At 44.5% G+C, this 20,107-nt stretch carries 19 protein-coding genes; 9 read left to right on the forward strand and 10 right to left on the reverse strand.

Features of this window, described 5'->3' with window-relative positions; all coding sequences use genetic code 11:
- Positions 1–68: 68 nt before the first annotated feature.
- Positions 69–977, reverse strand: coding sequence for an aspartyl protease family protein (locus tag BW716_RS07555; RefSeq protein ID WP_179091029.1), 909 nt, complete (start codon positions 975–977; stop codon positions 69–71).
- Between the two features lie 32 nt (positions 978–1,009).
- Positions 1,010–2,230: an aspartyl protease family protein gene (locus tag BW716_RS07560; protein WP_083721921.1), complete on the reverse strand. Its 1,221-nt coding sequence runs from the start codon at positions 2,228–2,230 to the stop codon at positions 1,010–1,012.
- A gap of 109 nt (positions 2,231–2,339) precedes the next feature.
- On the opposite strand from BW716_RS07560, the gene mqnC reads away from it, so the two are divergent.
- The 3 genes from mqnC to BW716_RS07575 all read left to right on the forward strand — a co-directional run bounded on the left by mqnC (position 2,340) and on the right by BW716_RS07575 (position 4,802).
- Positions 2,340–3,464 carry a cyclic dehypoxanthinyl futalosine synthase gene (gene mqnC / locus BW716_RS07565; RefSeq protein WP_083721922.1) on the forward strand — a complete coding sequence of 375 codons (1,125 nt, stop codon included), beginning with the start codon at positions 2,340–2,342 and terminating at the stop codon, positions 3,462–3,464.
- Between the two features lie 121 nt (positions 3,465–3,585).
- Positions 3,586–4,194: a hypothetical protein gene (locus tag BW716_RS07570; protein ID WP_083721923.1), complete on the forward strand. Its 609-nt coding sequence runs from the start codon at positions 3,586–3,588 to the stop codon at positions 4,192–4,194.
- Positions 4,195–4,259: 65 nt separating this feature from the next.
- A complete protein-coding gene (locus BW716_RS07575; RefSeq protein WP_083721924.1) occupies positions 4,260–4,802 on the forward strand; it encodes a GNAT family N-acetyltransferase in 543 nt (180 codons plus the stop codon).
- Between the two features lie 12 nt (positions 4,803–4,814).
- On the opposite strand, the gene BW716_RS07580 is transcribed toward BW716_RS07575, so the two are convergent.
- Positions 4,815–5,597: a hydroxypyruvate isomerase family protein gene (locus tag BW716_RS07580; protein WP_083721925.1), complete on the reverse strand. Its 783-nt coding sequence runs from the start codon at positions 5,595–5,597 to the stop codon at positions 4,815–4,817.
- A gap of 319 nt (positions 5,598–5,916) precedes the next feature.
- Between BW716_RS07580 and BW716_RS07585 the strand changes: the two genes are divergently transcribed.
- Complete coding sequence (locus BW716_RS07585; RefSeq protein ID WP_083721926.1) at positions 5,917–6,222, forward strand: hypothetical protein; 306 nt, start codon at positions 5,917–5,919, stop codon at positions 6,220–6,222.
- Positions 6,223–6,407: 185 nt separating this feature from the next.
- Here BW716_RS07585 and BW716_RS07590 read toward each other — a convergent pair whose 3' ends face one another.
- Together BW716_RS07590 and BW716_RS07595 are read right to left on the reverse strand one after the other, a co-directional pair.
- Positions 6,408–9,305, reverse strand: coding sequence for an outer membrane beta-barrel family protein (locus BW716_RS07590; RefSeq protein ID WP_083721927.1), 2,898 nt, complete (start codon positions 9,303–9,305; stop codon positions 6,408–6,410).
- Between the two features lie 30 nt (positions 9,306–9,335).
- Positions 9,336–10,118 (reverse strand): GLPGLI family protein, encoded by a 783-nt coding sequence (locus BW716_RS07595; protein ID WP_083721928.1) that lies wholly within the window; start codon positions 10,116–10,118, stop codon positions 9,336–9,338.
- A 239-nt stretch (positions 10,119–10,357) separates the two neighbouring features.
- On the opposite strand from BW716_RS07595, the gene BW716_RS07600 reads away from it, so the two are divergent.
- The 5 genes from BW716_RS07600 to BW716_RS07620 all read left to right on the forward strand — a co-directional run bounded on the left by BW716_RS07600 (position 10,358) and on the right by BW716_RS07620 (position 15,479).
- Positions 10,358–11,743 (forward strand): cell wall metabolism sensor histidine kinase WalK, encoded by a 1,386-nt coding sequence (locus BW716_RS07600; RefSeq protein WP_179091030.1) that lies wholly within the window; start codon positions 10,358–10,360, stop codon positions 11,741–11,743.
- Positions 11,744–11,759: 16 nt separating this feature from the next.
- Positions 11,760–12,449 carry a response regulator transcription factor gene (locus BW716_RS07605; RefSeq protein WP_083721930.1) on the forward strand — a complete coding sequence of 230 codons (690 nt, stop codon included), beginning with the start codon at positions 11,760–11,762 and terminating at the stop codon, positions 12,447–12,449.
- Positions 12,450–12,473: 24 nt separating this feature from the next.
- On the forward strand, positions 12,474–13,502 hold the full coding sequence (gene pheS / locus BW716_RS07610) for a phenylalanine--tRNA ligase subunit alpha (protein ID WP_083721931.1): 1,029 nt from the start codon (positions 12,474–12,476) through the stop codon (positions 13,500–13,502).
- 104 nt (positions 13,503–13,606) lie between these two features.
- Positions 13,607–14,467, forward strand: coding sequence for a 3-hydroxyacyl-CoA dehydrogenase NAD-binding domain-containing protein (locus BW716_RS07615; RefSeq protein ID WP_083721932.1), 861 nt, complete (start codon positions 13,607–13,609; stop codon positions 14,465–14,467).
- 19 nt (positions 14,468–14,486) lie between these two features.
- Positions 14,487–15,479, forward strand: coding sequence for an SDR family NAD(P)-dependent oxidoreductase (locus BW716_RS07620; RefSeq protein ID WP_083721933.1), 993 nt, complete (start codon positions 14,487–14,489; stop codon positions 15,477–15,479).
- Here BW716_RS07620 and BW716_RS07625 read toward each other — a convergent pair.
- From BW716_RS07625 to BW716_RS07645, 5 genes are all read right to left on the reverse strand, one after another.
- Positions 15,465–16,127: a hypothetical protein gene (locus BW716_RS07625; protein ID WP_083721934.1), complete on the reverse strand. Its 663-nt coding sequence runs from the start codon at positions 16,125–16,127 to the stop codon at positions 15,465–15,467. The two genes, BW716_RS07620 and BW716_RS07625, sit on opposite strands and share 15 nt — an antisense overlap.
- Before the next feature lie 60 nt (positions 16,128–16,187).
- Positions 16,188–17,132, reverse strand: a complete 945-nt coding sequence (locus BW716_RS07630) for a UDP-3-O-(3-hydroxymyristoyl)glucosamine N-acyltransferase (RefSeq protein WP_083721935.1) — start codon at positions 17,130–17,132, stop codon at positions 16,188–16,190.
- Positions 17,133–17,567: 435 nt separating this feature from the next.
- Positions 17,568–18,926 carry an oxygen-independent coproporphyrinogen III oxidase gene (gene hemN / locus BW716_RS07635; RefSeq protein ID WP_083721936.1) on the reverse strand — a complete coding sequence of 453 codons (1,359 nt, stop codon included), beginning with the start codon at positions 18,924–18,926 and terminating at the stop codon, positions 17,568–17,570.
- 5 nt (positions 18,927–18,931) lie between these two features.
- On the reverse strand, positions 18,932–19,645 hold the full coding sequence (locus tag BW716_RS07640; RefSeq protein ID WP_083721937.1) for a sulfite exporter TauE/SafE family protein: 714 nt from the start codon (positions 19,643–19,645) through the stop codon (positions 18,932–18,934).
- A 17-nt stretch (positions 19,646–19,662) separates the two neighbouring features.
- Positions 19,663–20,100, reverse strand: coding sequence for a FixH family protein (locus BW716_RS07645; protein WP_179091031.1), 438 nt, complete (start codon positions 20,098–20,100; stop codon positions 19,663–19,665).
- Positions 20,101–20,107 lie beyond the last annotated feature (7 nt).

The following is a 20,107-nucleotide window of genomic DNA, read 5'->3' on the forward strand; positions in this document are numbered from 1 at the left end:
CTGCAAGTTAAGGTATTAAAAATAAAGAGGAATGTCCATATTGATTTTGCCAAAGGCAGGCTAAATACTTATTTATCGAGGTAGATTTCCCGTTGTTTATAGTTGATGGTAATGGTGCGGAATTGTGACCAGATATAAGAGCCAATGGAACCGGCCACTTCTGTTAATCCGCCTACGTCATTCACCTCCTTACAGTAACTGCCGGAGACCTTTTCCATGCGTACAGCGCCAAAGGCCAGGTAAGGAATGATGGTATTGAGGTAAGTGAGTTGCTGGTACAGGTCTCCTACCTTGTCTGTACCGACGATGGGCAGAACCTCTCTTAGGTGGTATTTTTCAACGAAAGGCCAGTTAAACAGAATACCGTAATCACCACCGGTAATGAAGTGGTAACGGCTACCCAGGGATCGGCCATCAGGCAGTTCTATCACAGCTTCTATGACAGGAGTATCAAAATTCAGCGTCATGGGCAGGCGCTTGCCAGGTACGCTCATTGGTGTTTTGCCCTGACGATATAGTAAGATCCGGGAATTGGTATAGTCAATCTGGACGATGAACATTTTGATCAGGTCCACGCCAATAATGCCGTCGATATGAATAGGCGATTTTTTGAATTCCTGCAGCGGTTCTAAATACACTTTTACCAGCGGTAATCGGGCCTTCCCAAAATAGAGCAGATTGATCGTGGAGGTGGGTACCCTGACTACAATATCGTCGGTGCCACTCAGTCCCCCATCTTCTTTGGTTTCGAGTTTCAGCTTTTTAGCCGTTTCGTTACTCAGCGTGCTGGCTTCGGCGCCTGTATCGAATATAAAATGTAGGCTATCCTCCGAACTACTCTGAGAGGCACTGATAATCAAAGAGTGATCATAGACCCGGAATGGCAGAATGGCTACCGGTTCTGCGGAGACAGGTGGTGCCTGGGCGGCCGACAATAGCGGCAAAGTAATAAGTATGTAGAACAGTAGCTTTTTCACGTTACACATCAAACGAAAGATAATGCAAAGTATTATAAAATACTTTTGATGAGTACTTTTTTCAGCATGAGCTCATTGTTCCTGCTGATGAGTAACATAGGCCGGGTACCTACATTTTTTAGCTGTTCCCTTACGTCCTGTATGTTGTTAGTGAAGAGGTTATTGATCGCCATGATGATATCTCCGGGCTTTAATCCTGCCTTTTCAGCAGGAGATCCTTTGATAATATCGGTGATTTCAATTTTTCCGTCAATCATATACATAACCAGCCCGGTATAGGAATAATCGAATGGTTCCTTGAAGTGATTATTGGGCAGCAGGTAGATTTCCTTTTTGCCATAATTGAGATAGATATTGAAACGGCGAAGAAGATCATTGCCAATCATGCCACCAAGAAAAGGATAGGCTGTGATATTCGTCTGATCGTCAAAGACATAGACAGGTACGTTCCGAAAGTTAAAATTGCCGATTTTGAACTCCCCGATAGTGGTTACATCCATAGTCATTTTCCCTCCAAGGCCCTGGGCTTCGGTTTGAATTACTTTTCGTTGTTTTTTCCGGGTGGAGAGTACGGTACTGTCGCTCACGAAGTGTTTGGAAAACAAAAGACACATACCCGCGCCTGTATCAAAGTAATACCGGCTTTCACGCTGGGTTTTACCATTGCGGAGCTGACCGGTGACAATGGGAATCTGGGTGAGGGTAGGATGTAATAATGACCCACCTTTAGGATAAGTGAATTTCCCATGGGTAAACAGCAGTATCTCTTCGGCATTATAGTCTACCAGCACATTATAGCGGCTTAGCAGGCTATACCCAATAATGCCATCTATTTGAAGGCCATATACCTGGCTGATCAGCTCATAGCTGTTGACATGAAAATTGAGGCTGTCTACCTCCAACCCTGGCAGCAGCAGCGTTCGGTCCATGGCGAAATCCACTCTTTTGGACCCTCCAACCCCACGTACAACTTTGTCAGATGGTGTGAGCTGAATACCTAAGCGGATACAGGTGCTGGTGTCCAGAGATATGCCTGCACTACCGGTATCAAGGATGAACTGGAGTGTATCGGAAAAACCTTTTATCTGTGCGAGTATCACCACTACGCCCCCATAGTATTGTCTGAATGGAAAGCGACAGATCAGCGTACCTTCTTCTTCCTGAGGCAGTTTTGATTGAGCGGTTGCAGCGTGGAATATAGAAAGTGCTAATAAAATGATACAACAGTGCTTTGACAATGTTGCTTTTTGCATACGAGAGAATGACAGAATAACAGTTGTATAAATGTAGGATTAAAAAAGCCGATTACCTCCTAAAAATCCACCAATGGCGGGATATTGTTTTTTGCTACCTTTGTTTATCATGGAACTGAAAGATCTATATAGGAAAGCATTAAATTTTGAGTGGCTTACACCGGAAGAAGGGGTATATCTGTTTGAAAAAGCACCGCTTACGGAGCTGATGCACATCGCAAATGAGCTTCGTAAACAGCAGGTTCCACACGGAAAAGTTACCTGGCAGATAGATCGAAACGTAAACACTACCAACGTGTGTACGGCTAACTGCAAATTCTGTAACTTTTATCGTATCCCAGGTCACGGAGACGCTTACATCACGTCAATTGAAGAGTACAAGGTAAAGATCGAGGAGACCCTGAAATTTGGCGGCGACCAGTTGCTGCTGCAGGGCGGACACCACCCGGATCTGGGCCTGGCATTTTACGTGGATACCTTTAAGCAGCTGAAACAGTTGTATCCTACCCTCAAGCTGCATGCCCTCGGTCCCCCTGAAGTGGCACACATCACAAAACTGGAAAAAAGTACACATATAGAAGTGCTGAGCGCACTGAAAGAAGCTGGTCTGGCCAGCTTACCAGGTGCCGGGGCTGAAATCCTGAACGACCGCGTGCGTAGGCTCATTTCCAAAGGGAAATGTGGTGCACAGGAGTGGTTGGATGTAATGCGGGCGGCACATAAGCTGAATATCGCATCCTCCGCTACAATGATGTTCGGGCACGTGGAAACTATAATGGAGCGTTTTGAACACCTGGCGGATATCAGACAGGTACAGAGCGAGAAACCGGAAGGTCATTATGGCTTCACCGCTTTCATTCCATGGACATTCCAGGATGTAGATACCCTGTTGTCCAGGATCAGAGGGGTACACAACATGACCACTTCCGAAGAATATATCCGTATGATCGCTTTGAGCCGTATCATGCTGCCTAATATCAGGAATATCCAGGCTAGCTGGCTCACAGTAGGTAAACAGGTTGCTCAGATCTGTCTCCACGCTGGTGCGAACGATTTCGGATCTATCATGATCGAGGAAAATGTGGTAAGTGCTGCCGGTGCTCCGCACAGATTTACCTACAGATCCATGCAACAGGCGATCAGGGAAGCTGGCTTCGAGCCGCAGCTGAGAACCCAGTTGTACGAGTTCAGGGAAATCCCGGGGGGCATCCAGGAACAGGTGATTAATTATTAATACTGATGTATATACGTATAGCGGCTTGCGACCAATCGTCGCAAGCCGCTATTATTTTTAGCAGGTCAATGTAACTCTCCTCTTTTTTTCCCGTCTAACCAACAGTTAAAAGGAGGAGATTATGAAAAGGCTAGGAGTATTGCTATTATGTATAGGGCTGTTGTCCATCACAGCCTGTACCAGTACCAAACTAACTTCGTCCTGGAAAACACCTGATGCCAGGCTGGATACCAGCAAAAAAATGATTGTGATAGCCCTTGTTCCACCCAGGGACAAAAAACTGCGCATTTTAATGGAAAATGAGCTCGTCAATGAGCTACAGAAAGAAGGCTTCAACGCAGTATCTTCATTTGCCAAATACGGCCCGGACGACGCCCTGTCGAAGACAGGAGATGAGAAGGCCGCTCTGCACAAATTTAGAAATGGTGATGTGGACCAGGTGCTCACTATCGCCATGGTAGATAAAACAAAATCCAGCGGCTATGTGCCCTCCTACCCTTATGCCCCTTATTACAGGGGATGGTACGGCGGTATGTTTACCCCTGGTTATTATACCACGAATGTGCGGTATGAATGGGATACGAATCTGTATGACCTGGGACAGAAAAAACTGATCTACAATGCACAGTCAGAAGCGATTGATCCACCCACTGCTTATAAGCAGGCATCACAGTTCGCCCGTCAGATAGTTCGTGATATGCAGCGGCGACAGTTGTTTGCAAAAAGTTAAGTTTATTATATTTGAGGTTTGGTCACTATACCCCGGACGGTATAGGGGCCAAACCTTAATTTTTTATGCTGGAGTTAGCCGTAGACGATCAGATTTTACTCAGGCAGTTACAACCTGAAAATGCACCGGTGCTTTATCGCACCCTCGATACATCCCGTAAGGCGTTGCGCCGATTTCTCCCATGGGTGGATTACAATACCAATGAAGATCATTCCCTTCGTTTTATAGAGATGATGCTGCGCAAAGCAGAAGACCAGGAAGCAATTGCCTTTGGTATCTGGTACAATGGTCAGCTGTGCGGAGTATTGGACCTACATTGCTGGGATCACCTGCTGCAAAAAGCCGAAATCGGCTATTGGCTGGCAGAACATTGCCGTGGCAAAGGTATTGTCGTCGCCTGCTGCAAGGTGCTCATCTCTTTTGCTTTCGAAAACCTGAAACTCAACAAAGTAGAAATTCGCTTTGCTCTGGAAAATGACCGCAGTGCCCGTATTCCTATCAAACTTGGATTTACGAAAGAGGGTATTTTGCGCCACAATGCCAAACTACATGGACATTTTGTAGACATGGTAGTTATGGGTATGCTGCGCAATGACTGGAAATACTGATTTAAGTAGGAATCAGATATCACATATCAGCACGGCTTCTTTCAGCGACGAAAGTTTATCCGTTTTGGTAGGAATGAATTCCTGTGCTACAAAACCTTTATACCCTGTTTCATAAATTGCTTTCATGATAGCCGGGTAGTATAATTCCTGGCTGTCATTGATCTCATTTCTGCCGGGCGCGCCGCCAGTGTGATAATGACTGAAATAAGTATGGTTGTCGCGAATGGTGCGGATGATGTCGCCTTCCATGAGCTGCATGTGGTAAATGTCATAGAGAAGGCTAAAACGTTCTGAACCTATCCTTTTGCTCAGGGCCACGCCCCAGTGTGTATGATCGCATTGATAATCAGGGTGATCAACTTTGCTGTTCAGCAGCTCCATCACGATATTCACCTTCTTTTTTTCAGCATACGGCAATAAGCGCTGCAAACCCATAGCGCAGTTTTCAATACCCTGCTCATCATCCAGTCCCTCTCTGTTACCAGAAAAACAGACTACGGAAGGAAAGCCGGCTTTGGCCGTTTCATCGATCAGGTACTGATAATAAGTGATGAGGTCATCGTGGTGTTCCACACGGTTCCACCCTTTGGCGATATTCCATGCATCGTTCACAGATGCTACCATGGCACAGGTGAGGCCAAATTGCTTTGCGGTTTCAAACTGGTGGGGATACAGGAGATCGATGGATTCCAGCCCTATTTCTTTAGCACCCTTGCAAAAGGTGTCCAGTGGAATGGATTCATAAGGCCAGGCACACACTGAATGACGGATACGACCTTTGAGCAGAGTGGACATATAACGATAGAATTTTTTATAAATATAACGTGGAACTACGCATTTTTGAAATGCGTACAACCAATCCGGGGTGAAATTCGTAACTTTATAGTAGTATCAAACGTTATAGAAGTACAGTTACGCCTGAGTTAGAAAAAATTACGAGTAATCCCAGAAAGAAGAAAAAATCAGCATTTTTTAAAGGATTGTATCCCAAATCATTATTCCCAAAATATCGCCCCGGCCATAGACTCCGTAATTACTATACCACCATCCGTAATTGAAATTGGTAAGCTATTTGATTATACTAAAATGTTCACAATTTAAAGCGGAGGTCAATATGGAAAAGAAATTTACTCCGGCCTTATGGATTTGTATACTGATGGACCTGATTGGCTGTGCCAGTTATGCAGTGCCCGTGTTAGGCGAAGTGAGTGATGTAATTTGGGCTCCCATTTCCGCTATCATATTCTACAGAATGTTTGGTGGCAGTATGGGTGCATTCGGAAGTGTGTTCAACTTTATGGAGGAGTTATTCCCGGGTCTGGACTTTATTCCGACGTTTACACTAAGCTGGATAGTACGCAGGATTGCTAATGGTATAAGAGAGCGCAAATCCCCTGCGCCGAAATACAAAGTTGCATGATCCGATGGTACTGCCTCTATGGTCAAACGACAAAGTTATTAAGGTTGTAAGGTTATAAAGCTGATGGTACGAGGGGAGATGTTTCACCGTCACCTTTATTTCCTTTCAACCTTTCAAAAAATCTGGAGTCATTTTACATGTATAATACATAAAAAAAGGAGTGCATATCGCACTCCTTTTCTGTTTTACATTCCACCGCCACCGCCCGGAGGAGGACCTCCCGGCATGCCGCCACCCGGAGGACGCATAAAGCGCATTTCGCGTGGAGGGCCTTCACGATTATTATTATTGTTCGTACCGAACTTACGCAGGAAGTAAGTAAAGCTGATCATAAAGTAACGTTGCAGTACCATGTTCTGTGTATCCTGGATGTAGTTCTCACCCGTAGTACGGCTGATGCTGATATTTTGTTTCAGCAGGTCGTAAGCATAGAATTTAAATTGTCCCTGTTTTTTCTTCCCCACAAACTTGGATACATATCCGTTCAGCAAAGTATAATCTACGTTGTAACCCGCAGCCCGGCCTGCATTCAATGTGTATGTCATGTCACTGCCCACCTGAAAACCTGCAGGCAGATTGATGTTGAAATCCAGAGAGAATGAATAGTTGAAATAGTTGGTGTTGTTGCTTGGCAGGATGTCGTATCGTGCTGCTGCATACTGTACACTACCAGATGTAGATACATCAAATAATTCTTTGAAGAAGTAATTGAATGTAATGCCTTCGGTCAGACTGAAGTTTCTGGTATAGTATTTCTTGATATCGCTGAAATCCTCATCTTCACCTGTGAAGCTCGCATCTCTTTTGTAAGAAACGTTCGTACTGATATTCAGAGAAGTGATGTGATTCTTGATGGGAATAGAGTTCACCATACTACCACTCAGTGAATACACCCCATTCGTATTGATCGGTTTAGTGTATTGCTTACCGGTAGAGTCATCTGTACGGTTCGCATTTACAATCTGGTTGTTGGCGAATGTTGCATTTGCATTTACAAAAATACCACGGAATGAACTTCTGTTAAATGCGTTGTAACCCGCCATCAGACTATGTGTGAACGTAGGCTTTAGATTAGGATTACCCTGCTGTACATACAGTGAATTGGTCAGATCTGGTAGTGGTTGCAACTGAGAAATAGTTGGTTGTGTTGTGCTACCATTATAGCGGAAACGGAACCTTCTACCCTGCTCAAAATTATAGTTGAAACTTGCAGATGGAAAGTAGTTCACCGTGTACTGAGAGATATGTGTATTCCTGCTTACGTTATCATTCACCAGACTATTAAACCTCACATTCATACCGAAGGTATAGTCATACTTGAACTTGTTCGTACGGATATTAATACCTGCCTGATTAGAAGAAAATGTATTTTCAAAAATGTTACTCAGGCTATCATTCAGCACATCATATTTTCCGGAAGCATTTGCATCATAAGTCAGGTTTTTGGAAGAGCTATAATTATTGCTATAAGTATAATCCAGTTCCAGGTATCTGTCTTTCATCAACGGTTCAGTGTACGTCAATGTTGCCTGATAATTTTTACCGATGTTATTCGCATTTGTCTTCCTGTCATAACCGCTGGTATAAGCGGACGTAGTATCAGTCGCTACATATTCGTCCAGCGACTTATAATAGTTCTGACGATCGGTAGTATTATATCCATACGTAAAGTTGGCGCTCAGCGTACGACCTGTTTTATGAAACTTCTGACGGTACAATGCAGAGCCTGAAAAGTTTGGAGAAGAAGCACCACTACGGTTGGTATTGGAGCCATCGATAGAGGTTACTTTATTGTTATCCTGCTGTTGGTAGTAGCTGGTTGAATTTGTACTACCATCAGTATAGGAGAATGTAGGTGTAAATATCAAAGAGTGGAAAGAGTCAATTTCATACTCGATCCGCATGTTGAGACGGTTGTTCTTATTTTGAGTAAGGGAACCGGTAGTAGAGTTGTAATAGTAAGAACTATCGGATGTAAAAGTTTGCTTTGTGTTCTGATTTTTAGTTTCAGTTTTTACATCGTTGATGAAGTAACTACCATTGATTTTTAATTTTGATCCAAAGTCCTGATTATAGTTGAAACCTGCATTCCAGTTGGTAGTGATGCCTGTGGTGCTGTTACCACCCAGGTTGCTGATAGTAGATTGAGCAGCACCTCTGCCACCGCCGCCACTACGGCCGTTACTACCACCACTGCCATTGTTGCTGCTGGAGAAGTTGAATACGTCCTGCATGGTAAAGCCCATGTTATTGACGTTATTACCACTACCCAGGAAAGAGAGCTGACGGTTATCGCGGAAGGCGTTTGCATTTGCATTGATAGCAAAACGATCATCTGTACCATAGCCGGCAGATGCCTTTCCGAATACCCCTTTTTTCTTGTCTTTTTTAATTGTGATATTGATGGCTTTTTCAGTATTACCATCATCGATACCTGTAAACTGTGCCTGATCTGATTTACGGTCTATCACCTGAATTTTATCGATCACTTCAGCAGGCAGATTTTTAGTGGCGAGTTTGGGATCATCGCCAAAGAATGGTTTACCATCTACCAATACTCTCTTTACCGTTTCACCCTGTGCTGTGATCACTCCATCTTTATCCACAGTAACACCGGGCAGTTTTTTAAGCAGGTCTTCCACCACTGCGTTTTCGCGGGTTTTGAAAGCATCTGCATTGAATTCGAGGGTATCTTTTTTTACCACAACAGGCGGTATTTCCTGTATGATCTCCACTTCACCCAGGGTGATACCTTTGCCCAGGAGGTGAATGGTACCCATATCAACTACAGGTTGTGCAGCAGATACAGTAATGCTTTTGAAAATTGGTTTATAACCCAGGTAAGTAATATATACCCGGTAGCCACCGGCAGAAAGACCGGTAAAGCTGAAGCCACCTTTTTTGTCAGTAAATGCAGTAGCTGCAAGAGAAGAATCCTTGCCATTCAGCAATGCTACGGTGGCATCAGCCAAAGGATGAGATGCGGTTGAGTCAGTCAGTTCTCCTTTAACCTGACCTGATTGCGCTTTGGATATAAGCGCAATCAGGATCAGGCACAAAGTCATAAGGGGGATCCTTTTCATGAGGAGGATGTAAGTTAAAGTAGTAGTCTTTTAATTCCTGTTTTGTCTGTCACGGAATTTATCTCTGGCCTCCTGACGCATTTTGTGCATTTCTTCTTCACTCACTTTCTCCGCATTACCAGGCAGGGAAACTTTTTCAGGAGGTACCGGTTTAAAGTCTACTTTCTTTGCTGTAAAGGAACGGTTGTTACTTTCAGCAGCCAGTACGACGCCATTTGGTTCAGGTAACAGGCCATTTACAGGGCTGTAGCTGAAAGGCAGGTCAGTTGTATACCATACGGTATAAGTTTCATCCCTTACGGTCACAGTAGCTTTTTTGCAATTGTAACCAGCGATTTTCTTAGTCTTATCACCCGGTTTTACATCTTTTGCCGGACGGAAATCTTCTTCTGCAAAGTAGGTTTTAGTAGAGTCATCTGGTTTGGTAAATGTTTGCAGGTATTTATGGCTCTGCAGGTCTACGAATCCGCCACCCATCATACCAAATCCACCACGGAAACGGCCACCACCAACTCCTGGAGGAGGGCCTTGTTCACCACCTTCACCCGGAGGAGGAGGAGGTCCCTGACGATCCATGCCGCCACCAAAGTTAGGACGTTCTGTTTCCAGCTTACCGTGGCCGGCTGCGAAAAAGAAATGTTGGTTTATAGTGATTACTTGTCCTTCTTCATCGCCGCCATCACCGCCTCTTGGAGGCATTTTTTGACTCAATTCATAATCGATCACACCGCTGTTCTTGTCCTGTGCCTGTGCCGTGAAGCCAGTGAAGGCTATCAGGGCGGCACCAAAGAGGGTTTTTGATAAATGGTTCATGTGTTTGTTTTTTTTCTTTCACAAAAGTCAATATTCGGCACGCATTTTCAGGTTAAATAGCTTTATTTATTGTTAATTACTGTTAATGAAAGAACATAATATGGGCGCAATGGTTAAGGTTCCTTATTTACTGTTAATTACTGTTAAGGGGATAGCCATGATTATCCTATAATCAAATAGCTTTGCATGATAAATTCATTGATATAATGCGCCAGCGGATCCGAAACATTCTGATACTCATGTGTATATGCATTCTAGGCATCTACATGTTCCAGGGATACTGGTTATATAACTCTTATCACATACAGTTAGAACAGTTCAGTAAAGATATTAACGAATCATTGCGTACAGCTGTCTACAACAAACAGTTTGCCGACGTACGCCGGTACTTCAGGCGCTTTAACAGAGAGCATGGAGACAGCCTGAGAGGCCCTGGTGGCGATATACCTCCTCCTGGTCCTGGTCCCGAAGAGGGCGAAGGTCGCATGCACGTAATGGTCGATGCGAACGATCATGCCGGTCCTCATCAGAATCCCAGCCGTGTGTATGCCGATACGCTGGCCAGGCAAATTTCCGATTTTCTGCTCCTGAACAATATTACCAGCGATAGTGTCAAACTGATAAAGCTGGACTCCATCTTTAGTGCAGAACTCCACGGCCGTCAGATCAAAACTGATTTCCGCCTGGATACTTTTCATATCAACTTTGAAGGTTTTGCCAGGGAAAGTTTCCGCGATAGTCTGCGCAGACGGGGTCCACAAAAGACAAGCAAGATCCCATTCAATCCCGCAAGCAACCTTTTTGTTCAGGCGGTGTTTCAATCACCCATGCAATACATCCTTGCCAAGATGCTCTGGACCCTGGTAGGTTCCTTTGTTTTGCTGGTGCTGACGACGATCTGCTTTATCTACATGTTGCGTACCATCCTGAAACAAAAGAAACTCTCAGAGGTAAAGAATGATTTCATCAACAATATGACGCATGAGCTGAAAACGCCTATCGCTACAGTATATGCAGCTGTTGAAGCCATGCAGAATTTCAATGCCCTCAACGATCAGCGCAAAACGCAAACTTACCTCGACATCTCCAAGCAGGAGCTGCAAAGGTTGTCTGACCTGGTTGAAAAAGTATTGCACATCGCATCGGAAGAAAGAGAAGAAATAGAGCTGTACAAAGAAGAAACGGACATCAACGAAATCATGGATACGATCATTACTAATCACCAGCTCAAAACTAACAGACCCGTGCAATTCAGGTATGATAACCTGATTGGTGAGCGGCTGGTAAATGTAGACCGTACCCACTTGTCAAATGCGATCAATAACCTCGTGGACAACGCCATCAAGTACTCAGGAGAATTGCCTGTGGTAAACATCCGTAGTTCCATAGAAAACGGTAACTTGATCGTTCGGGTAAAAGATAATGGCATAGGTATTCCTAAAACATACCAGGAAAATATTTTTGATACTTTCTTCCGGGTACCGACCGGCAACCTGCACAATGTGAAGGGATTCGGACTGGGCCTCAGTTATGTCAGGAAAATAGTAGAACTGCACGATGGTCGTATCACAGTACACAGTGAACCGGACAAAGGCAGCGAATTTATCATCCAGATACCTGTCTGAGATTAAATCTGTAACTATGGCTAAAGTATTATTGATAGAAGACGAATGGCAACTGGGACAAATCGTAAAAGATAGTCTGGAAATGCGTGGCTTTGAAATGCTCTACGCGACTGACGGAAAGGAAGGACTGGATTTGTACCATCAGCACAAACCAGATGTGGTGGTGCTGGATATCATGATGCCAAACATGGACGGCTTCACCGTTACTACAGAAATCAGGAAACAGGACAAAGTGACCCCGATTATCTTTCTCACAGCCAAATCCCAGACTGCGGATGTGGTAAAAGGATTTGAACTGGGAGGCAATGACTATCTGAAAAAGCCATTCAGTATGGATGAGCTGATTGTAAGGATCAAAGCTTTGCTGCAGCGGTTCAATGATCAGCCAGCGGCGCAGGAGGCTTCTGGTGCCGATGTAATCCAGATTGGCCAGTACCATTTCAACTACACCAAACAAACCCTGACCCGCAATCATGAAACTGCTTTCCTCTCCCACCGGGAAGCTGAGATACTGCGGCGCCTGTCAGAAAATTTGAACCAGGTAATAGAAAGGAAGAGTATACTGCTGGATTTGTGGGGCGACGACAGCTTTTTCAACGCCCGCAGCATGGACGTTTTCATCACCAAATTGCGCCGCTACCTCAAAGATGACCCAAGGGTACAAATTGTCAACATCCGGGGCGTGGGTTATAAATTAATTTTCTGAGTATATCATTATCTTTGCTGTCTTATGGATCACATAGAACAGCAAATAGCTGCCTACAAACAGGAAATCCAGGCATTTGAACCGGCCACAGCTGCCGACCTGGAAGCATTCCGCATCAAATTCCTTGGTACCAAAGGGATTGTAAAAGCTATATCCGGAGAAATGGCGAACGTGCCCAAAGAGCAGAAAAGAGAATTCGGTTTACTGCTCAACGGGTTTAAGCAATTCGTAGAAGAGCGCTATGCGCAATTTGAACACCTGAAAGATGGTGCCGGTGCTGCCGCTACCGATGCGGACTTTACCCTGCCTGCGGAACCTCACCGCCTGGGTACCCGTCATCCTATCAGCATAGTAAGAAATAACATCATCAGCATATTTGAACGCCTGGGTTTTGCGATTGCAGAAGGGCCTGAAATAGAAGATGACTGGCATAACTTTACCGCACTGAACCTGCCGGAAAATCACCCGGCCAGGGATATGCAGGATACTTTCTACATCAGCAAGGCACCGGACTGGTTGCTGCGCACCCATACTTCTTCCGTACAGGTAAGGGCAATGGAAAAAGGTGAGCTGCCTATCCGTATCATCTGTCCCGGACGTGTATACCGCAATGAAACTATTTCCGCCCGTGCACACTGCTTCTTCCACCAGGTAGAAGGATTGTACATTGATGAAAACGTTTCTTTCGCTGATCTGAAACAAACGCTCTATCACTTCGTAAAAGAGCTGTTTGGCGAAGATATCCGTATCCGCTTCCGTCCTTCCTACTTCCCGTTCACTGAACCCAGTGCAGAAATGGATATTTCCTGCCACATCTGTGGTGGTAAGGGTTGTAACGTATGTAAGCATACCGGTTGGGTAGAAATCCTGGGTTGTGGTATGGTGCATCCGAAGGTGTTGGAGAACTGTGGTATCGATCCTGAAAAATACACTGGTTTTGCCTTCGGTATGGGTATAGAACGTATTACTATGCTGAAATACCAGATTAAGGATCTGCGGTTGTTCTCAGAAAATGATGTTCGATTCCTGGAACAATTTGAAGGAGCAGTCTAGCAACAAGCATATTTGAATATATTTACAAGCAGGAGAAAAGCGCGCAATTGAATTATCCATACGCCTTTTCTCCTGTTTTTCTTTTTTACCCCCAAAAGACGAAGATGATCCACCTGGAACAAATGCAAACGATCGCTGTATGCGGGGCTGGCACCATGGGCGCCGGCATAGCACAGGTAGCCGCTGCCAGCGGTTTCAACACAGTATTGTTCGATGTACAACCAGCTATGCTGGACAAAGCCAGACAACAGATCAGTAGTCAATTATCCACCCTGGAGCAGAAAGGAAAACTGAAGGAAGGGATGGCGGTCCAGATCATGCAACGCCTGCATTTTACGGCACATACCGGCGATGTAAAGGCAGATGTGATTATAGAGGCCATCGTGGAAAAAATCGATATTAAAACAGCATTATTTCGGGAATTAGCGGCTGTGAATAATGAGTACACGATCTTCGCTTCCAACACCTCTTCTCTCTCCATATCATCCATTGCAGCGGCGGTGCCTCATCCTGAACGGGTAGCGGGCATGCACTTTTTTAATCCCGCACCGGTAATGAAACTGGTGGAGATTGTGAGTGGTGAAAAAACAACGGACAGTGTTGCACAACTGTTGCATGCATTGGCAGTTAAAATGGGTAAAACACCGGTACAGGTCAGGGATACTCCCGGCTTTATTGTAAACAGGGTTGCCAGGCATTATTATTTAGAAGCCATGCAGGTTGCAACGGAAGGAATTGCACCGTACAAAACAATAGATCGCCTGCTGGAAAGTGCAGGTTTCAGAATGGGACCTTTTACCCTGATGGACCTGATCGGCAACGATGTAAACCTTGCCGTGACGCAATCATTGTACGATGCATTTGCAAAGGCTCCCCGTTTTACGCCGAGTCCATTACAGATAACCTGTGTGCAGGCCGGTGATTTAGGAAAGAAAACCGGGAAAGGGTTTTATAATTATCTTTAGACAAACGGAACAAGATTACATGATATTAGTAACAGGAGGAACGGGATTTTTAGGCAGTCATTTATTACGAAAACTGGTGAAAACAGGCGTACCTGTAAGGGCATTATACCGCAAGGAAATTCCTGAACAGCTCAAAGAAATTGCAGACAAAATCACCTGGATAAAAGGTGATGTACTGGATGTAGTCGCACTGGAAGAAGCCATGGAAGGTGTTGAAAAAGTCTATCACTGTGCAGGTGTAGTATCATTCCGCCCGGAAGCGCGTGAGCAGATAATGAAAGTGAACATAGATGGTACTGCCAATGTGGTAAATCTGGCGCTGGATGCTGGCGTGAAAAAACTGGTACATGTGAGTTCCGTAGCTGCTCTGGGGCGTGCAAAGACCGGGCAGATGATCGATGAAAATACTGAATGGCAGGATAGTCATCACAATTCACAATATGCCGTGAGTAAGTACAGGGCAGAGATGGAAGTATGGAGAGGTATTGCAGAAGGATTACCTGCTGCCATCGTAAACCCATCGATTATCCTGGGCCCTGATTTCTGGGAAGATGGTTCCGGTCTGCTCATTAAAAATGCCTGGAAAGAATTCCCTTATTATACAGAAGGAATTACTGGTTTCACAGATGTGGAAGACGTGGCTGAAGTGATGATACGCCTGATGGAAAGTAATGTAAGCGGACAACGTTTTGTAATCTCCGCAGACAACTGGCGATATGTAGATCTGTTTACAGAAATGGCGATACAACTGGGCAAAAAGCCGCCACATAAACTGGTGAAACCATGGCAGGCAGAGATAGTATGGCGGATAGAAACATTGAAGAGTAAGATCACCGGAAAAAAGGCCGTGTTAACAAAAGAAACTGCACATACTGCGCAACTGAAAGTATACTACAATAACGGGAAGATAAAGGAGGTATTGCCGGACTTTACGTTTACACCACTGAAAGAAACGGTGGCCCGTATGAGTAAAGCATATCTGAAAAAGATGCTGTCCTCATCTAAGCAGTAATGCCGCTATTGCTGCAGCAACTACAATGCGCTGTTCCTCTTTTAAATTATTCAGGTCTAACCATACCCGGGGACTATTACCAGGTATGACTGCCGCCACTACCTTCTTCCGGTACACAAATTCGTACCGGATATTTTCATAAGAATTTACGATGCCAAAATGGTTATTGGCAGTGACTTTGAACTCTCCCAGTGAAGAGCGGAGTATGCCTGCCTGTTTGTTGTCGTTCAGGTCCAGATAAGTCATATTCCGGAGGATCATTTCCCAGGTACCCAAAGTAGAATCGGCAACCTGGATGACGATATAAGTAAGTTTATTGTTAGCCTCAACATGTTCCAGTACGGATGGTAACGAACGATCTGAGAAAGCGATGCGAGGGGTAAATAGCGACTGAATATGCGCCTTACTCCCTGTGTTGCAGGTATCACATAGCAGCTGGAAATTGAAGGCGTCAATGGGGTTCTTTATGAAGGAGAAAGAAGCAGGTTGATCGATACCGTTTTTACGGTCGCCTGTGGTATACTTATCGAAGGAAATTGTTTTGGCGGTAAACCAGCCGTCTTTAATAGTGACAGGAACTTCGGTAAGCCCTTTCTGGGCTACGGCAGTCAGGGTGGAAAACAGGAGAAGCAATGTTCGGAAAAGCATGTTCCAAATGTATAAAAAAATAGCTTCTGCAGGGTGGCAGAAGCTATTTTACAAAAGCGTTTATTTAGACGTTAATTTCTCCCAGATTTCAGGGATACGTTTGATCCATGCCAGTTCTTTCATCTTCATGCGTGCATCTTCTACCGGAGAACCAAAGTACGTTTTTCCTCCTTCCAGTGAAGCTGGTACACCACTTTGTGCCAGCACCACAGCTCCCTTACCGATCACCAGATCTTTGGATACACCTACCTGACCCCAGAGGATCACATTGTCTTCGATATGTGCTTTACCACCGATTCCTACCTGTGCAGCAAAAAGACAGTTACGACCAATTACGGTACCATGACCGATATGAATCATGTTGTCAAACTTAGTACCGCGACCAATGATAGTATCACCACTTACACCCTTGTCAATGGTACAGCCAGCGCCGATTTCCACATCGTCTTCAATGATCACGCGACCGCAGCTTTCCATCTTATCATACATCACTTCCCTGTCTGCTCTTTTCTTAAAGTAGAATGCATCTGCGCCAATCACGGTACCTGCATGAATGATTACGTTGTTGCCAATTACTGTATGATCATAGATGGTAACGTTGGGATGAATAAGACAGTTCTCGCCGATAGTAACGTGATTTCCGATGAACACATTTGGCTGAATGATAGTGTCCTTCCCTATTACCGCAGTATCGCTGATGGGTTTGGTCGCTGGTTCAAAAGGACGGAACCTTTTCACAATTTTAACATAAGCACTGAACGGATCAGGTAATACAAGCAATGTTTTACCGGGAGGACAGTCAACTTTTTTATTGATGATAATAATTGTTGCTGCAGAACGCAGACACTTATCATAGTACTTTTCAAAGTCTACAAATGAAATATCACCCGGAGTAACCTTATGTATTTCGTTAATGCCGGTTGCCATTTGCTGATCGTTGCCTTCCAGCTCTGCGCCTATGTATGCAGCGATTTCGGTTACCGGTATTGGAGCATTGAACTTCATATATTCTGCTGTTTAGTGCAACAAAGGTAGGTGAGAATCGGGATATTATCGTTTGTGTAAATTTGGTTTGATTGCCGGCACAAAAAATCTTTCAGTTGTGCTTTTTAACTGTTGTTATCCACACTTTTTTTAGTGGTGTGAATAAAAAAGTTTGCATTTTTTTTCTTTTGTGATAAAATTCTTTTTAATATTGTGTAGGGAATTTTTGTTCCCTGTACTTACTAACCCATTCACATAACAAGAAAGTCTGATTGTAAAAAACGGTCAGACTTTTTTTATGCTCACTCAAACCCTTTATTCATCAATATTTCAGCCGATAGTGCTATCACAATTATGTGATAATTTATCATAGCATGGTTATTCCATTTTTTGGAAAAAATTCCAATCTCAGGATACACATTCAACGTAAAGCAATAAGAATGAAGTCAATAAGATTTAGATAGCACTACTGAATAGCTGTGATTGTGGTTGTCTGCGCCATAAACGAGCATCAAATGCCATACAGATATTACGGATAAAAGGACGTCCTTTTTCTGTTACAAAAACCTTCTTTGGTTTTACAGCAACTAACCCATCCTTTTCAAGTTCCTGCAGTCTTTGCAAACCTTCTACAATCGCATCACACTGCACATCTGCCTTGTTCCAGGTAGTTTCAAAATTGCACATCAGTGCCTGAATATGGCGGCGAAGTAACAGGTCTTCGGTACTCAGAATATGTCCTCTTACTACCGGAAAGTCATCGTTGTTTACCCTTTCCATCCACCGATCGATCGTCTTCTCGTTTTGTGTATAAGCATACCAGCTATCGCCGATAGATGATGCACCTAAACCAATCATCAGTGAAGTATGATGATCTGTATAACCCATAAAGTTGCGGTGCAGGGTACCCTCCTGTGCTGAGCGGTACAGGGAATCATGTGGACGGGCAAAGTGATCCATTCCTATCTCTGTATACCCATTTTCAGCAAACATCGTTTTACCCAATTCGTACAGCGCGCGTTTTTCTTCATCCTTAGGCAAGTCTGTTTCAGAATATTTGCGCTGACCATTTCCCTTGATCCAGGGTACGTGTGCATAGCTATAGAATGAAATCCTGTCCGGACCCAGATTGATAATCTTATTAATGGTATCCTGTACACTTGTCATCGTTTGTAAAGGCAAACCATACACCAGGTCATAGTTGATGGAAGTAAATCCAATCTCCCTGGCCTCGTTCGTAACCCGCTCCACCGTTTCAAAAGGTTGTATACGGTTGATAATATCCTGCACCTTTGGATCAAAATCCTGGATACCCAGACTCATACGTCTGAACCCTAAATTGTACAGGGTTTGCATATGTGCCACAGTGGTATTATTGGGATGCCCTTCAAAACTCAGAGACGCATCAGAGATCAGGTCAGCATGTTCATAAATACCAATGATGAGTTGCGCCAGGTTGTCGGCGCTGAAGAAAGTAGGCGTACCTCCTCCAAGGTGAATTTCGCGGATTCTCGGGCGTTTTTCAAACAGTTTAATGTAGAGGCCCCACTCCCGTAAGATAGCGTCCATATAGGGCTTTTCTACCCCATGATTGATGGTTATATGCTTGTTGCATCCACAATAAGTGCACAACTTTTCGCAATAAGGAAGGTGTATGTAAATGCTGATACCCTCGGTTGAGTTGGTCGCCTTAAAAGATTCCTGCAGGGATTGTTTCCATCTTGTAGCATCAAAGGTTGATTCATCCCAGTAGGGAACGGTGGGATAACTGGTGTACCGTGGTGCAGCGGTATTATATTTCTGAATGAGAGTCATTGTAGTCAAGGTTTAATACAGTGTAAAGAAACCCGCTCTTCCTGAGGAGAAAGTACCGGACTGATATACGGAATGCCCAGGTTCAGGCCACGCATGATCAGCAAGATGGCCATAATGCCGGCTATAACGGGTATGAAACGTCTGATGCGGTTACGGAAACGCAGACTGATCAGCTCTGTGAACCAGCTTACCGCTACCATCGCCGGTAAGGTGCCCGTTCCAAAAGCTGTCATGAACAGTGCTCCCTGCCAGGTTGCACCTGTTGCTATCGCGCCTGCTATGGCGAAGTAAACCAATCCACAGGGCAGTAAGCCGTTGAAAAAACCGATTGCATAAAGTGTACTGAAACGACGTTGACGAAGTAAGTTGCCAAGGATCGATTTAATTCTTTTGGTATAAAATCCTCCTATTGCAGGAAGACGAAAGGACTTCCATCCGTACTGAAAAAAAATGACCAGCAGCAATAACCCTCCTACTGTAATAGAAAGCCATTGCTGCAGGCCACCGAGATAAAATTGTCTGCCCAGCCATCCGAAAAAGATGCCAAGGCCTGTATAAGCGCTCACACGTCCTGCATTGTACAGTAATATGCCTCCCAGCCTGCGCGTACCTTCCAGGTGCTGAACCGGCAAAGTAAGCGCTATCGGCCCGCACATACCTATGCAGTGAAAACTGCCTATAAAACCCAGCGAAAGCGCATAAAGAAATGTCAGGAACATATTGTGTGCTGTTTAAATTAGTTCACCGATATATTCTCTTCCTGGACGTAGTGTTTGCCCTTGGCATCCCATTCCATTTGAACCTGGTAATCACCCTTTTTCAGTTTCTGTTTGCTGATGCTCATAGTACCTTCTACACCAGCGCGGAGCGGAACTGTTACGTCCTGACGGGAATCCGCAGCTTTGTAAAAAAGGATCTTACCACTCAGTGGTGTTCCCTGCATTTCAGGAGGGAAAGTCACATCTATATGATCGCCGGCCTGATCGATCTTCACCGGTGCCGAAAGTAATGCTGCTTCTTTACGTCCGTCTATCACCTGTTGGTATTTCAGCTCTTCCGCATAATAGTCATTGTTCACCATTTCCACATGTGCATGCATACTCTTGGTAACCAATGTGAGCATACCGGCGGCAAAAAGAACGAATACAACGATGATGCTATGTCCCCAGTTCATGATGATT

Origin of the sequence: [Flexibacter] sp. ATCC 35208, from assembly GCF_001975825.1 — a bacterium.
Lineage (GTDB): Bacteria > Bacteroidota > Bacteroidia > Chitinophagales > Chitinophagaceae > Chitinophaga.